Consider the following 16143-nt stretch of genomic DNA (forward strand, 5'->3'; position numbering starts at 1 on the left):
CTGCATTTATTGAGCCTCCTATCGGAATCGAACCAATGACCTACTGATTACAAGTCAGTTGCTCTACCAGCTGAGCTAAGGAGGCTAATATTTTTAAAGCTTAATTTAAACTTCTCGTTATTTCAAGAACTCTCTTCCTTTCGGATAGCGAGTGCAAAAATCTAATTATTTTTTGATATCTGCAAGTTTTTTTAAACTTTTTTTTCGTGTTAAAGAACGTTTTCTTTTTCTAAATCATTTCGGAAATACATCCGTTTGATTTTGATGATGCAAAGATAGCGACTCAGATGAAACTTCAAAAATATTTGACAAAAAAAAATGGCTTTTTCTACGATATACTTGATATGCAAGGAAATAATTTACAACTTGCGACGCCTTTTTCAGGCACATATTTTAATTCACTATTCATGGCTTTTAATTTTATTCGCAACACCTCCCTTATTTCGATCATCATACTTGGTATCTTACCGACCAAAGAAAGCTTCGCACAAGACAATAATATCATAAAAAAAACCATGAAAAAATTTCTGTCGACCGAAAAAGACTCGACTAAGAACGGAAGTTTCATGGTAATTCCTGCGGTTGGCTATGCACAAGAAACAGGACTCGAGTATGGAATTGCTAGTACTTATAATTTTTTTACCGATAAAAATAACCCGGAAAGCCGGACATCAAACATTATTTTGATCGGAACATTAACAACCAAGAATCAAAAAAATATTAAACTCATAACCGATATCTGGACCAAAGAAAATAAATATCATATCTTATCGGAACTACGATATCGTGATTGGCCGTTTAATTTTTATGGTATCGGATCAGAAACATGGGCAAAAGACGAAGACTTCCTGGAACAAAAGCTCGTTCGTGCAAAAATAGATGTCGAACAAAAGATTGCACCAAAACTCTATGCCGGCGTAAATGCCAATTTTGAGTACTTCAAATTTGAGGATCGTGATGCTGGTGGAATATTTGAGCAATCCGCTATTACGGGAAAAACCGGAGGACAATATCTTGCGCTTGGGGTATCCACCTTATACGATAACAGAAACACAACCACGTATACGACAAAAGGGGTGTACGGACGTGTAAAATATGCCTATGCCCCCAAATTTTGGAAAGGTGAGAATTTCAATGGCGGCCAACTGGAAGCGGATGTCCGTGGCTTTCATCCCCTATCCAACAAAGTGACACTAGCCGGACAGCTGCTATACCGCGGCACCTATGGTAAAGATATTCCCTTTTATGTCTATCGTGACCTCGGTGGTGATATGTCTATGCGGGGCTATTACTTAGGTAGATACAAGGATAAAAATTATGCGGCTGCACAAGCAGAAATACGCTATCGTTTTATGCCCCGATTTGGTGTCGTTGGCTTTGCTGGAACTGGAAGTACCTTCTCGCCACAACATGACCTCCGACTTGTCCCTAGTTACGGAGCAGGCATACGATACTTCTTTAGCCTAGAACACAACAGCACCATACGCTTTGACTACGCCTATGGCGAGAAACGATCCGGCGAAAAGAAACAATCAGGCTTCTATTTGAGTATCAGCGAAGCCTTTTAGCCTGTAGTTGGTAGTTGATCGTTGATAGTTGGTAGTTGGTAGTTGGTAGTTGATAGTTGATAGTTCACATGCTAATCACTATGAACTACTATCTATTATCTAGTATAGGGATAACGTAACACAAAGTTTTCCTTACGTTGCTCGTCTCTATGCAATAATAATCCGAAATGAAATAAATCGATCGACACCTGTAAATCGTGATCAGCGATAAGACTTCTCCACTTTGCTAATGTTTCACGTGTGCGATACGGTTCATGCACCACGACCACCATACCAGCCTTCACCAACTTCTTTACTTCGATAACAGAAACTTCCGTTAAATCGAGCCATACCGCATCTGTGGGCACTGTAGTAGATAGGTCACCAACAGACTGAAGCCCCATAAAAACGAGCATATCATTTAGCAAGGCTGCATAACGCACAGAAAAATGAACAGGAAATTTAAGCCCTACCCCATCAACCCGAGGAGCCCGGTAGATAACCGTATCGGCCAGCTTATAAACGAAAGGCGAATGCGTACCATGCCTGCTATTCGCTAAAAAAAAATGTTTTACAAGTTCCCAATAGTAACGCATGCACAAAAGTAGTTTTTTTCTTCGCTCTTAAGCAGGAAACTGAAGCGTAAAACAACTGCCCTTCCCCTCTTCACCATCTACAGAAACGGTTCCGTTATGCAACAACATAATTTGCTTACATAATGTCAACCCAACACCACTTCCCGTTTTCTTGGTTGTAAAAAATGGTGTAAATATTTGTTCTTGAACTTCTTGAGACATACCCTCCCCATTATCCTGAACCTTAATAACGATATGTCCTTCTCGGAACATTCCCGTTATACTAACATAAGGATCGGACACTTCCTTTACCGCGTCAATCGCATTCAGCAGCAAGTTTATAATCGTCTGTTCCACCAAATTAGTATCCGCCCGTAACACAAGTCGTGTATCCTTTAGAATAATATCCAACTCAATATTTTTCTGTATCAGCGTCGGTTCAAATAATTGATATACATTCTCAAAAAGATCCTTGAGCTGCTGATCTACAAAATTCGGTTGATCTACTTTATTAATAAGTCGATAGCTTTTCGCAAACTGCAACAAGCCCTCACTGCGTCTTTTAATCGTATAAATACCGACCTTCATGTCCTCAATATCATCCGCGGTATACGCCCCTGCCAACCGTCCATGCAATGTGTCGGCTAATGAACTGATGGGTGCTATAGAATTCATAATCTCGTGGGTCAATACCCGCAACAGTTTTTGCCAAGCCACCGTTTCCGCATGATCGATTGCCTCATTAATATTTTGAAACACCACCACCCTAAAGATACCTTCTTGTGATTCAAATTCAACACAATGCATCAAAAGCTTGATTTTTCCCTTCGCAGAATTTGCTGCCTCAATTTGTCGCGTACCCACAGGCATCTGGACCGTTTTTATATACAGATCCGGATGCCGCTTCTCCAATCCTTTGATATTGCCGAGGTGTGGTGTTTGAAATAATTGCTTAAAAGCGTCGTTTATCCACTCTACTTTTCCCGTGTCAGCGCGGTAAAAAATAATACCGGAATCCAGCATATTAATAACTTTATTCAGGTATTGATGCTGAATTTCTTTATCAACACTAATCTGTTTATAAACAGTGTTTATATCATTAAAAGCTTTGAACAACTTACCTTCCGCTCGAGCCGGATGTTTCACGGCGAACCGACGCGTGAAGTCACGATAACGCACCGCTTCAGAAAAGTCGAGTACATGATGCAGCAATCTTCTTTCCGTACTCGCCCATCGAAATGCTAAAACCACGGTAAAAACAAACAGCAAACCGGCATACACATAAAGCTTCAGAAAAAGCAGATAAGCTGCAGCCGTTATCGCCGAGACCAAAAAAAGGGTCTTAATAAAAATGATAAAGGTGGATGATCTCATCTATCAAATATTATACTTCTCCATCCGTCGATAAAGTGCTGCACGGGTTAGTCCTAACTCCCGGGAGGCTTTACTGATATTACCGTTAAACCGCTCAATTGCTGACTTAATTGCTTTTCGCTCCATATCCTCAAGGCTCTGACTCATAGGTGCCTCTTCCGCCGTCAATCTATTCACACGATTGGACTCCTCTATCGGAGAAAATAAAATATCACTCCCCTTAATCGACTCGCCTTCCGCCATAATAACAGCCCGCTCTAAACTATATTGCAACTCGCGAACATTCCCCGGGAAATAATAACCACGCAACTTTTGTAGTGCATCATGATCTAGTCCCAAAATGTTTTTATGATACTTGTGATTGTAGAATTGCAAAAAATGGTTCGCCAACACCACGACATCCTCACCCCGCTCCCGCAATGGTGGCACTTGTATTTCCACCGTATTTATACGATAAATTAGATCTTTTCGAAATTTGCTTTCATCAGCTAACGATTTCAACGGCACATTAGTCGCACTGAGCAAACGAATATCAATCGGCACGCCCGTATAAGAGCCCAACGGTACGACCTGCCGATTCTGTAAAACACTCAATAATTTGGATTGTTGATGCAAACCGATATTCCCAATTTCATCTAAAAAAAGTGTGCCTTGATCCGCTGCTTCAAAACGCCCAATACGGTCTTCCCGCGCATCTGTAAACGCACCCTTTTTATAACCAAAAAGCTCACTCTCGAATAACGTCTCTGTCAATGCGCCCACATCCACCTTAATATAAGGCATAGATGCACGCAACGAACGCTGATGAAGCGCCTGCGCAATCAAATCTTTACCAGTGCCGTTTTCTCCTAAGATCAAAATGTTAGCTTCCGTAGGAGCTACCTTATCGATTTTATATTGTAAATCCTCCATAACAGCAGATTGACCAATCAACGAATTATCGTTACGGACAATCATATTCACCTGTTTTGGCTTTCCCGACGAAGGTACCGCTCCCGAAATAGACGTCAGTGTCTCTAGAAGTTGTTCATTTTGCCAAGGCTTAACAATAAAGTCAGAAGCGCCCTGCTTCAATGAACGAACAGCCAAATCAACCGCACCATATGCCGTAACCATAACAACATGAATATGTGGATATTGCGACTTAATCTTACCCAACCAGAACAGACCTTCATTCCCCGTATTTATCGCACTCTTAAAGTTCATGTCCAGCAACACAATATCCACAACATGCTGTGCTAAAACATGCATCAAATTCTCAGGATTACGCTCTACGATAACCTGTTTGACACGCGGTTTAAGTAAAATACGGACTGCTGTTAACAGATCTTGGTCATCATCAACAAAAAGTACTGTAGATTTTTTCATGCATGCAATAATTACTTTCAACTAGGGCCGACTACTAAGATAACTATAATTCCAATTTCCCTGCGTAATAATCATTGATATATTTCTGCATTATCCATTCATAACGCTTAATTAACAACGAGTTAGTGGTATTATCAAGCTTCGTCTTCGCTGTCAACAAAAGGACCGAATTACTATTACCAGCATCAAAATGTACCTGCGCAATACGAAAAGCCTCTCGATAATGCTGCTCTTGCTCCTCCAAGTGTCCCACATTCTGGCGCAGCGCTGTCAAACTAAATACCGCTTTCGCAGTTTCTTCACGCACACGATTCTCCTGAATCTTACGGTTCCAAAGCGCCTCATCAAGATTAAGTCGTGCATGCTTTACTTGATTTCTTACCTGCATCTGATTAAAAATAGGAACACGTAAAGTCAAAGAAGCCCCCTTTGAAGGATAGTTTTTCAATTGCTGCCAATAATTGTAACCGGCATCATCTACACTCGAAAATCGAGATTGTATCCCCGCATCAAACGACAACGAAGGGTAATAGCCAGAACGCGCCACCTTCACTCCCTGTTCCGCTTCCTTTATACGCCAATCTAGCGCTTTAAAATTTGGCAAGAAACCCAGCGCCTTCTCATAAAGCTCTCCTTCGGTATGCATGCCAACTTCGACCGGCAGCAACAGTGGTTGTAGCAAAGGAAGTTCTCCTTGCTCCCAATTTAACAAAGCTACAAGGCGCTGCTTATTGTTGTACAACACACGTTGCGCATCCTGGACATTATTCTCTTCCGACTCCAATTGTCCTTTTAAATCGTAATAATCTCCAGGCTTAGCCGCACCTTCACGATGTAAAACCTCCGATCGACGTACATTTTCAGCCGTCACCGCCCGCTGAGCTTCCGTTTGTTTGAGCATATCTTGCGCCGTAAGCACCAATACGTACGCCGCAATGACATCAAGCTTCAGCTCGTTAACGGAACTTTCAAACTCCAGCTTCCCCGCCTCTCGCGCATTCGCTTTCCGGCGAATATCGTATAGCAGTTCAAAACCTTTAAAAAGCCAACCATTCAGAGACAAAGATTGGTTACCAGAAAAATAACTATTATCAACAAATTGATTCGTCGTACTGTTGATGCTTCGCCCTTGATTATACGAATGGCTAACATTCCCATTTAAGGAAGGAAGCCTATTATATTGTGCCTGCTTGTGATTTATTTCGTTTCGTGCCACCTCTAACTCCGATCGACGTAAGGTCGGATTACTTTTAAGGGCTAGCGATATGCAGTCCGTCAGGGACAAGCCTTGGGAGGGCTGCCCCTGCACGAGCACTGCATTACTATAAACTATAAACAACAAAGCAATTCTAAAAAAATCTTTCATTCAAATCGTTTTCAAGCCTGATGCAGAGCGCGTGCCAAAACACTAACTAGCTAAAAAACAAACCTATACAAACAAACTATACACACAACTGTTCACCACCGAACAGTCAACTGTTCGATATCGAACAGTTCACACCACACAAAAAAAACACAATAGACTAAAAAACAGTCGTTTATAAAAATGGCACAACATTGAATAATGATATAGCAAGAACATAATAATTTTAATTTTTACGCTTACTTTTTCAATTGCCGAATGGACAGACCAATAGAACAGAAGAAATGGAACAAAAAACGCATCTTGACTTTAGTCGGTATTCTTGCTATTGGTGGACTAATAGGTACCAGTTATTACCTTACTACAGGCAACAGTAGACTGAATGTCGAAGCGGAACGTATCAGCATTGTCGAAGTGAAAGAAGGCACCTTTCAAGAGTTCATTCCCATAAATGGTACCGTTCTTCCTATCAACAGTATTTATCTCGATGCATCGGTGGGAGGACGAGTAGAAGAAAAATATGTAGAAGATGGTGCCGTTCTAAAAGCCGGCGATCCCATTATGCGTCTATCCAATACGGATCAACAACTGAGCTTGGTTCAACAAGAAACCCAAGTATTGAACTTATTGACACAAGCGCAGATTGCACGGACGAGTGCAGAACAAGTTTCGATCAACAACCGCAACCAAATGGCCGATGTGGAACAGGCCTTACGAGAGGCCGAGCGGGTATACAAGCTCAACAAAAAACTATACGCGGAGCAAGCTATCGGTGCACAGGAATACGAAAAATCAACCAACGACTACAACTATCAAAAACAGCGTGTTATCTTAACGAAACAGATTCTTCGCCAAGACTCCATTTCTACACGTCAAAAACTATCACAAGACCGACAAACAGCTGATCGCACAGAGAGTGCGTTGCAGCTCATGCGCCAAAAAGTTGGAGACCTCGTCGTTCGTGCTCCTGTGGACGGACAGTTGACTTCTTTTGATGCCGAAATTGGACAAAACAAAAATGTAGGTGAACGATTAGGACAAATCGATGTCCTTACCGGATTTAAAGTACGCGCCGAAATCGACGAACACTATATTAATAGGATTTTTATTGAACAGATTGGAAATGTCACCATCGGTGGAAAAAGTTTTGATTTAAAAATCAAGAAGGTATATACCCAGGTAACAAATGGTAGATTTCAAGTCGATATGGCATTTATAGGTGCCGTACCCACGGGGATACGCCGAGGTCAGACCTTGCAGATTAGATTGGCCTTGAGCGATGAAACAAAAGCACTGCTGCTGCCAAAAGGTGGTTTCTATCAACAAACTGGCGGTAATTGGATCTTTAAACTGGATAAAAATGGAGGTACTGCTTACCGGGTAGATATGCAGTTAGGCCGTCAAAATCCAGAATATTATGAAGTCGTAAACGGACTAAAAGCAGGCGACAAGGTTATTGTTTCAAGTTATGAAACATACGATAAGATACAGGAATTAAACATTAAACGCTAGTCGGATCTCGCAATAGTAACCCTGCGGTTATCGAAGAGACTTTAAAGCGTTAGCCGCAGTGCAGATAGAGTATAGATAAAGGGTAGATAAAGCATATATAGAGCGTTCGAAGCAGGCAGCAAAAGGAAAAGCAAAAAACAGTTGAAGTGTATTAGAAACCAGAACCATAAAGTATGTTAACGAATATTTTTAAAACATCGATGCGTAACCTTTGGAAAACCAAAGGTTATAGCTTCCTCAATATTTTCGGCCTTGCAGTCGGGATTGCCGCCGCAGCCATTATCTTTCTTTGGGTCGAAGGGCAATTAACCAAAAACAGCCACTTCCCAAACAAAGAGGATATATATATTGTCAAATCCAAACAAACATACGATGGGACCACGTATGTATTCGACTCCTCACAAGGTTTGCTCGGCCCGACAATAAAGCAAGAAATTGCAGGCATCAAACATACAGTCCGTACCGATTGGGGCACCTCCCTATTATTCGCTGTCGGCGACAAAAGCTTGTATCAAAGTGGATTTTATGCAGATCCCGAAATCATCGAACTCTTCTCCATGGAATTCTTGGAGGGCGACCGCAAGACAGCACTGGATAAGCCAGAAAACATCGTACTAAGTCAATCTGGTGCTCAAGTACTTTTTGGAAATCAACCAGCAGTCGGAAAAACCATTCGGATAAACGATAGTGAAATATATACTGTAACGGGCGTAACCAAGGACTTTCCTACGAATAGTAGTTATAAGTTCAAATGGATTATACCCTTTAAAAAATATGAAGTAGGGAAAGAATGGCTAACCAATTGGGGAAGCAACAGTTTGATGACCCTGGTCCAATTAGAACCAAATGCGAACCAGGAGCAAATCAACAAGCAACTGTATGACTTTGTCAAGCGCAAAACCAACGGAGATGTTTTCTTTTCTGCAAATTTCCTTTATCCCATGGCACGTTGGAATACCTACAATGTTTTTGATAAAGATGGAAATGAACAAGAAGGTAACATCAAGAACATCCGTTTATTTACCATTATCGCAGCTATAGTTTTACTGATTGCATGCATTAACTTCATGAACTTAGCTACGGCACGTTCCGAAAAAAGAGCGAAGGAAGTAGGTATGCGTAAAGTTGTAGGTGCATCAAGAAAATCGTTGATTGCACAATTTATAGGAGAATCATTGCTTTATGCCCTTCTATCTACGATACTAGCCATTGCACTGATCTACTTAGCCATCAAGCCTTTTAACACACTAATCGGTGAAGATCTTTCTGTAGATTTGTTAAAGCCTTTACATCTAGGTTTTCTATTAACAATCATGTTCATCTGCGGTATATTGGCAGGGAGCTATCCCGCTCTCTATTTATCTGCTTTTAATCCCTTAACCACGATTAAAGGTGGCAAGCAAAAAACGGGATCCGCTGGGCTCGTTCGTCGCGGCCTTGTCATCTTACAATATACAGCATCCATTGTTCTCATTATTTGCACCATCATTATCTATCAACAGATTCAACATGCCAAAAATAGAGACTTAGGATTTGAACGCAGCCAGGTTATTACAACAGCTCAACAAGGAGAAATGGGCAAACATCTAGATGTTATCAAAGAACAACTTTTGGCGACGGGTAACATTGAACGTGTGGGACTCAGCAATACGAATATTTTGAACGTAGGCTCTAATACAAGCGATTTCAAATGGGAAGGTAAAGACCCTAATGCGAATATTCTGATCTCTTTAATGAATGTCGATGAAGACCTGATCCCAAGTCTCAGCATGCACATGCATGATGGACGCAACTTCCGCTCTAAATTTGTCGGCGATAGCACATCTGTAGTCATCAACCAAGCATTTGCAGAACTTATCCAGCCGGATGGTATGGTAGCGGGCAAAATCCTCGACTGGAGCGGTAGACCCTATACTATTGTAGGCGTGGTAAAAAACTTCGTGTACAATGATATGTATGCGACCCCGAGTCCAATTGTTTTTTCTGCAATCGACAATAATTCAGGCTTATTAAATATCAAAACAAAAGCCAATGTAGATTTACAACAGACGGTTCAACAAATTGAAAAAATCATCAAAGAGAATAACCCCAACTACCCTTTCGAGTATCGTTTTCTCGACGAAACATTTAATAATAGATTTAGTTCAGAACTCTTTATTCAAAAATTAGCTTCGATCTTTGCCATCATATCCATTATTATCTCCTGTTTGGGTCTATTTGGCTTAGCAGCCTACTCCGCAGAACAACGCGCTAGGGAAGTAAGTATTCGAAAAGTATTAGGCGCATCCGTCCGTAACTTAATAGCCATGCTGAATCGAGAATTCATGCTGCTCGTCGGTATTTCTTGCTTAATAGCCTTCCCTATAGCCTGGTGGTTTATGCGTGATTGGTTAAGCGATTACAATTACCGCATCGCTATTGGATGGTCTGTTTTTGCCCTGGCGGGTGGTCTGGCGTTGGTTATCGCGCTGTTAACAATTACTTCACAAGCTTGGCGCGCAGCAACAAGCAACCCAACCAAAAAATTACGTAACGAATAAATTGAACAACATATAGTTTTATACTGAACTTCATAAAAAGAACATGATAAAAATAACGAACCTCCAAAAATATTACCGCACCGAAGAGGTGGAAACCATCGCACTTGATAATGTCAATATCCATGTAAAACCAGGCGAGTTCGTAGCCGTAATGGGGCCTTCAGGATGTGGAAAATCTACCTTATTAAATATTGTAGGCTTACTCGACGATCTTGATGAGGGCAGCTACCTATTCAATGATATAGAAGTGGCAAAGTACAAGGAAGGTAAACGGTCCGATCTACGTAAACATAATATTGGTTTCGTGTTCCAAAGCTTTAACCTCATTGATGAGCTGACCGTCTTCGAAAATGTCGAACTCCCCTTGGTGTACACCAATGTTCCGGCTGCTGAACGCAAGCGACGTGTAGAAGAAGTATTAGAAAAAGTGCAGATCATGCACCGTCGCAATCACTTCCCGCAGCAATTATCCGGAGGACAACAGCAGCGGGTAGCCGTAGCACGAGCAGTCGTTAATAATCCAAAATTAATCCTTGCCGATGAACCTACAGGAAACCTCGACTCCAGCAATGGTAACGAAGTCATGCAACTACTCAGCGAGCTTAACGAAGGTGGAACCACCATTGTCATGGTAACCCACAGCGAGCACGACGCAAAATTTGCGGACCGCGTAATTCGTATGCTGGATGGTCAAGTTATTATGAAAAGCGAAAGTTTGTAGATAAACAGTCTTAAACCTACTAACCGATGATAAATAAGTATAAGCTCACATTTCGTTATCTCTGGCGCAATAAACTGTTCACTTTCCTGAACATCCTAGGTCTATCGATCGGAATCAGCGCATGCTGGATGATCTTCCGTATTGTCCACTATGAGTTTAGTTTTGAGAAAGCAATACCTGATGTTGAAGATATACACCAAATTGTATCCCTGGATGATATTGAGAAACTAAATGAAGGTTTTGCAGGTATCCCTTTGGGCTTACCTCCTTTATTGACGGAACAGGCTTTACCAGATGCACTCCTTGTGCCTATTTACACGCAGTATTTCGAACGTATCTTGGTACCCCAAGGACAGAGCGAGGAAAATTTAACATTCGAAGATCCCCAAAATATGGTGGGTACTCGAACTTCCTATTTTGATATGCTGCCGTACGAATGGTTGGAGGGAAATGCAAAGACCGCACTATCGGCACCCAATAATGTTATCCTGACGGAATCCCGAGCGAAGCAATACTTCCCAAAATTGAGTACGCAAGAGGTCATAGGTAAAACCTTCATGGGAGACACCACCCAATATGTGGTCTCAGGTATTGTTAAAGACCTATCTTTTCCAAGTAGTTTTCAGGGTCAGATTTTTTTCAGTATCCCAGAAAAAGAATGGACAGATCATAACTGGATGGGTATGAATTCTAACCATCTCTTTTTTGTAAAAACTAAAAACCCAAATGCACTAAAGCACCTACTCCAGGTAGCACAAAAAGAATATGATAAAATTGGTGCACCGGAGCACGCTAAATATGGACCGACAGTTAAGTTTGCTCCGTTCCCACTACTGGAGAAGCATTTTCAGCTCCAGTACGATACCGAGGGTACATCTACGGAAAAGAAAGTTGTTTTTGGTCTGATAGCCATTGGCGCATTTCTGCTTACTCTCGCTTGTATCAACTACATCAATTTAAGTACGGCACAAGTGCCGCAACGGGCAAAAGAGATTGGTATTCGAAAAACGCTGGGCGCAAACCCCTCGTCCATTACCATGAGCTTCCTGGTAGAAACCTTCTGTATCACACTCCTTGCATTATTTCTATCGTGGCCCATCGTAACGATCTTTAAACATATATATCCCGAGTTTGTCTCCAGCAACATAGATCAATACACCAATCCATGGTTACTCAGTTTGTTTCTCTTTGGACTTATTCTTTTTATAACATTGGTATCGGCCATATACCCTGCCTTTCTTATCAATAGAGTCCGCTCAATAGATACACTTAAAGGGAAGGTAGATCATAAAATCAAAGGTACACAGCTCAGCCTCCGCAAAGCTTTAATTGTTTTTCAGTTCATTATCGCCCAGTTCTTTATCGTTTGTGCTTTAATCATGGGAAAACAACTAGACTTTACCGTACACACGGATTTAGGGTTCAGTCATCATGCCGTTGTAAATATTACGATGCCAACAAAATCATATCAGCATGGAGATGTAAATCCTTTTCTATACAAGCAAGCACTACAAAAACATCCCGAAATAGCAGGAGTAGCACTAGGACACGAACCTTTAAATAGCAGTTATTGGGGAAACGTTTACTATTTAAAAGTAGATACCGGCAGAGTACAGCTCAACACACCGCGTAAATATATAGACCAAGATTATATCGACCTGTATGAAATCGAACTCCTCGCTGGGAAAAATATTCAATTTAGTGACACCATGCGAGAAATCTTGATCAACGAATCAGCATTAAAAGCACTGGGGTTAAAGAACCCGAATGATGCAATAGGCCAACATTTGACCACCTTAGAAAATGTTTCGTTCCCCATAGTTGGGGTCTACAAAGATTTCAACCAACGTTCGTTACGCAGTAAAATGGGACCGTTGTTGCTAGGGTCATCCAACAAACGCAGTTTGTTGCAAATGTTCAATATAAAACTACCAGAAGAGCGAAAAAAATGGTCTGGAGCGATTGCTATTATGGAGCAGGAATGGAAAAAAATATATCCTAATGCACCATTTGAATATAAGTTCAATGAAGAGCGTATTAAAAAGATATACGAAAATGATCTCCGCACAGCAAAGCTCATTGACTTAGCAACAATTGTGACGATACTGGTAAGCTGCCTTGGTTTATTTGGGCTATCCACCCTTACCGCTTTTCAGCGCACGAAAGAAATCGGTATACGTAAAGTGCTGGGCGCATCAGTCGGCGGAATTGTAAGTATGCTCTCCAAAGAGTTTGTCAAATTGGTATTTATTTCGATTCTGCTGGCCTCTCCCCTTGCGTGGTGGGTGATGCACAAATGGTTGGAAGATTTTGCGTATCGCATCGATATTCCCTGGTGGATATTTCTCGTTGCAGGATTATGTGCTACGGTAATCGCTTTATTTACCGTAAGCTACCAAGCAGTCAAAGCTGCTATCGTCAATCCGGTAGATAGCTTGAGGGATGAGTAGACATTAGATAGTAGTGAGTAGATGGTAGATAGTAGGAAGTAGATAGTAGGAAGTAGATAGTAGATAGTAGGAAGTACTATGAACTATAAACTAAATACTAAAAACTAAATACTATAAACTAAAAACTATGAACTAAATACTAAGTAATAAAATTAAAAAAACAATGATCAGTAACCACATAAAAATAGCCTGGCGTAATCTTAGAAAGGCTAAAGGACTAAACGCCATACATATCATTGGTATAGCCGTGGCTATTGCCGCGGCAACCTTGCTATATTTAACAGCGATGTTCGAGCTTTCTTTCGATACTTTTCACGAGAATCGGGACCGCATCGGCTTGGCTTATACCACAACGGAACCGGAATCGGGGTTGCGTCATAGTGCCACTATGCCCGCACCTTTTGCCCCGGCATTAAAAGCTGAATTTCCCGACGTAGAGTTAATAAGCCGCTTTGCAAACTCCAGCGTCATTTTACGCCATGGCGACAAGCAATTGGAATCAACCAACAAATATGTAGATGCCGACTTTCTTTCCATTTTTAGTTTCCCGATTCTGGAGGGGAATGCCAAAGCCTTGGAAAATTTAGACGGTATCGTACTAGATGATATCACCGCTAGGAATCTTTATGGATCCACAAATATTGTCGGGCAACAAGTAGAAATCTATCAGGACGGAAACTGGATGACGAAACAAGTTACAGCCGTAATTCAAGCTACGCCCCGAAACTCCAGCCTTTCATTCAGTAGTCTGATGCGTTTCGAACAGATGCCCAACTACTCTGTCAAAAAAGAAGATTGGAGCAATGAAAACCATTCGGTATTTGTAAAGCTGAAGAATAAAGTGGACGACACCAAATTCACCGTACAGGCCAAAGCCTTTATGGATCAATACTACAAAGAGAACAACGATATGCTCAAGCGCGATGGGGCCAAAGCAGACAAAAATGGAGCCTACATCTCGTTACATCTCCTGCCGTTCAGTGACTACCAACGTAATGATCTTGACTTGGGTAGAGGTGCCTCACCAATGTTTCCATGGATACTCCTCCTCATTGCCGCATTGATTCTCTTTATAGCCTGTTCCAATTTCATCAACCTCTCTCTAGCAAATGCAATAACGCGAAACAAAGAAATTGGCACTCGCAAAACACTAGGAGGCACCACCGGACAACTTATTGGACAACTCTGGGTTGAATCCCTTCTATTATGTCTTATTGGTTTAGTCATTGGATTAACACTCGCCTGGTTGATACTACCGGAGTACAATGCAGCGATGAACTACAAACTTCAGCTAAAGCAATTGTTCTTACCACTAAATCTCTTATACTTTAGTTTGGCTTTCGCTTTACTTACCTTGCTAGCTGGTGGATATCCCGCATGGCGCATTGCTAAAACCAATATCATACAGGTATTAAAAGGTACCGTCGCTATTAAAGGAAGCGCTTTACGAAACAGCCTTACTGTACTACAGTTTGCGATCGCCATCGTTTTGATTATATCGACAATCGTTATTAGCGCACAACTTCATTTTATCGCCGAACGCCCATTAGGCTTCACGAAGACTGAGGTTATCAGCATCCCAATAGGGGAAGGAATAAATCCCCAAACAGCCTTACAGCAAATGCGCGTAGAACTTGGTGCGCAACCGTGGGTACGCCATGTCAGTGCTTCAGATATCAATATAGGCCGCGGGAATGACGGCAATATGTCAACCAGCCGCTTTGGTTTTGACTATGAAGGCAGACAAGTTTCAACCAACTTTATGCGCATAGAATACGACTACCTGCAAACCCTAGGTATAAAACTATTATCAGGTCGTGATTTCAACCGTTCTTTTTCTACCGACACAGCAGCCGTCCTCATCAACCAACAGATGGCCGCCCAGCTCGGTGGAGCAGAAAAGGTTGTTGGAAAGACCTTAGCGATGGATGGCAACCCACAGATTATAGGGGTAATTGACGATTTCAACTTTCAAAACCTGAGACGTACAGTAGAACCGCTGACGCTTTCCATCAATCCGAACATCTTTGAGATCGCTTATATTTTTGTTCGGGTTCAAACAGACAACCTTCAAGAAAGCCTAGAACAAGTAAATAGTATCTGGAAGAAAGTAAATCCAAAGGCGAATATTGCGCCTTCCTACCTGGATGAAAATACCCAGAAGATGTATAAAGACGAACAACGTTTTGCGCAGATCATTATTGGAGGTGCTATTGTCGCTATCGTTATTGCCTGTCTAGGTTTATTTGCATTGGCCTTGCTCACCATTAACCGCCGAATTAAAGAAATAGGTATTCGAAAAGTATTGGGATCATCTATCACTCAAATCGTAGTGTTACTATCCCGAGACTTTGTAAAGCTAATGGTTATTGCCTTTATTATAGCGAGCCCGATTGCATGGTGGATGATGAACAGCTGGCTACGAGGCTTCGCTTACAGAATAGACATTTCTATCTGGATGTTCCTCGGTGCAGGCGTGTTGGTTCTTCTTATTGCGCTAGCCACAATTACCTGGCAGACGGTCCGTGCTGCAACTGGAAACCCAGTTGATAGTTTAAGAGATGAGTAGATAGTAGAAAGTAGTTAGTAGGGAGTAGGGAGTAGAAAGTAGTTAGTAGAGACACAAACCCCGAAGGGCTCAGCGTAGCTAAATCTTGTGTCTATTAGGAAGTAGGAAAGTACTACAAACTAAA

At 41.6% G+C, this 16143-nt stretch carries 10 protein-coding genes and 1 tRNA gene; 6 read left to right on the forward strand and 5 right to left on the reverse strand.

Annotated features, from left to right (window positions below):
- Positions 1 to 12 precede the first annotated feature (12 nt).
- Positions 13 to 85 (reverse strand) — tRNA-Thr (locus B9Y69_RS06725).
- A 202-nt stretch (positions 86 to 287) separates the two neighbouring features.
- Here B9Y69_RS06725 and B9Y69_RS06730 point away from each other — a divergent pair.
- On the forward strand, positions 288 to 1568 hold the full coding sequence (locus B9Y69_RS06730; protein WP_144036521.1) for a BamA/TamA family outer membrane protein: 1281 nt from the start codon (positions 288 to 290) through the stop codon (positions 1566 to 1568).
- 95 nt (positions 1569 to 1663) lie between these two features.
- On the opposite strand, the gene B9Y69_RS19310 is transcribed toward B9Y69_RS06730, so the two are convergent.
- Genes B9Y69_RS19310 through B9Y69_RS06750 form a run of 4 tightly spaced genes read right to left on the reverse strand, consistent with a single transcriptional unit; the run spans position 1664 to position 6230 of the window.
- Positions 1664 to 2143 (reverse strand): hypothetical protein, encoded by a 480-nt coding sequence (locus B9Y69_RS19310; RefSeq protein WP_085472254.1) that lies wholly within the window; start codon positions 2141 to 2143, stop codon positions 1664 to 1666.
- Between the two features lie 27 nt (positions 2144 to 2170).
- Entirely contained in the window at positions 2171 to 3496 is a 1326-nt protein-coding gene (locus B9Y69_RS06740) for a sensor histidine kinase (protein WP_085472255.1), read from the reverse strand.
- A 3-nt stretch (positions 3497 to 3499) separates the two neighbouring features.
- Positions 3500 to 4864: a sigma-54-dependent transcriptional regulator gene (locus tag B9Y69_RS06745; protein ID WP_085472256.1), complete on the reverse strand. Its 1365-nt coding sequence runs from the start codon at positions 4862 to 4864 to the stop codon at positions 3500 to 3502.
- A 43-nt stretch (positions 4865 to 4907) separates the two neighbouring features.
- Positions 4908 to 6230: a TolC family protein gene (locus B9Y69_RS06750; protein ID WP_085472257.1), complete on the reverse strand. Its 1323-nt coding sequence runs from the start codon at positions 6228 to 6230 to the stop codon at positions 4908 to 4910.
- A 255-nt stretch (positions 6231 to 6485) separates the two neighbouring features.
- On the opposite strand from B9Y69_RS06750, the gene B9Y69_RS06755 reads away from it, so the two are divergent.
- The 5 genes from B9Y69_RS06755 (at position 6486) to B9Y69_RS06775 (ending at position 16019) form a co-directional block, all read left to right on the forward strand.
- Positions 6486 to 7739, forward strand: a complete 1254-nt coding sequence (locus B9Y69_RS06755) for an efflux RND transporter periplasmic adaptor subunit (RefSeq protein ID WP_085472258.1) — start codon at positions 6486 to 6488, stop codon at positions 7737 to 7739.
- A gap of 173 nt (positions 7740 to 7912) precedes the next feature.
- Positions 7913 to 10279, forward strand: coding sequence for an ABC transporter permease (locus B9Y69_RS06760; protein ID WP_085472259.1), 2367 nt, complete (start codon positions 7913 to 7915; stop codon positions 10277 to 10279).
- Positions 10280 to 10322: 43 nt separating this feature from the next.
- A complete protein-coding gene (locus tag B9Y69_RS06765; protein WP_085472260.1) occupies positions 10323 to 11000 on the forward strand; it encodes an ABC transporter ATP-binding protein in 678 nt (225 codons plus the stop codon).
- Between the two features lie 26 nt (positions 11001 to 11026).
- Positions 11027 to 13450, forward strand: a complete 2424-nt coding sequence (locus B9Y69_RS06770) for an ABC transporter permease (RefSeq protein WP_085472261.1) — start codon at positions 11027 to 11029, stop codon at positions 13448 to 13450.
- A 163-nt stretch (positions 13451 to 13613) separates the two neighbouring features.
- A complete protein-coding gene (locus B9Y69_RS06775) occupies positions 13614 to 16019 on the forward strand; it encodes an ABC transporter permease (RefSeq protein WP_085472262.1) in 2406 nt (801 codons plus the stop codon).
- Positions 16020 to 16143: the final 124 nt, after the last annotated feature.

Source organism: Sphingobacterium psychroaquaticum, from assembly GCF_900177625.1.
Taxonomy (GTDB): Bacteria; Bacteroidota; Bacteroidia; order Sphingobacteriales; family Sphingobacteriaceae; genus Sphingobacterium; species Sphingobacterium psychroaquaticum.

What these genes read in the sequence shown, in the direction of transcription:
- B9Y69_RS06730 (WP_144036521.1), top strand. Translation starts at nt 288, where the DNA reads ATGAAACTTCAAAAATATTTGACAAAAAAAAATGGCTTTTTCTACGAT.
- B9Y69_RS06765 (WP_085472260.1), top strand. Translation starts at nt 10,323, where the DNA reads ATGATAAAAATAACGAACCTCCAAAAATATTACCGCACCGAAGAGGTG.
- B9Y69_RS06770 (WP_085472261.1), top strand. Translation starts at nt 11,027, where the DNA reads ATGATAAATAAGTATAAGCTCACATTTCGTTATCTCTGGCGCAATAAA.
- B9Y69_RS06755 (WP_085472258.1), top strand. Translation starts at nt 6,486, where the DNA reads ATGGACAGACCAATAGAACAGAAGAAATGGAACAAAAAACGCATCTTG.
- B9Y69_RS06760 (WP_085472259.1), top strand. Translation starts at nt 7,913, where the DNA reads ATGTTAACGAATATTTTTAAAACATCGATGCGTAACCTTTGGAAAACC.
- B9Y69_RS19310 (WP_085472254.1), bottom strand. Translation starts at nt 2,143, where the DNA reads ATGCGTTACTATTGGGAACTTGTAAAACATTTTTTTTTAGCGAATAGC.
- B9Y69_RS06750 (WP_085472257.1), bottom strand. Translation starts at nt 6,230, where the DNA reads ATGAAAGATTTTTTTAGAATTGCTTTGTTGTTTATAGTTTATAGTAAT.
- B9Y69_RS06740 (WP_085472255.1), bottom strand. Translation starts at nt 3,496, where the DNA reads ATGAGATCATCCACCTTTATCATTTTTATTAAGACCCTTTTTTTGGTC.
- B9Y69_RS06745 (WP_085472256.1), bottom strand. Translation starts at nt 4,864, where the DNA reads ATGAAAAAATCTACAGTACTTTTTGTTGATGATGACCAAGATCTGTTA.
- B9Y69_RS06775 (WP_085472262.1), top strand. Translation starts at nt 13,614, where the DNA reads ATGATCAGTAACCACATAAAAATAGCCTGGCGTAATCTTAGAAAGGCT.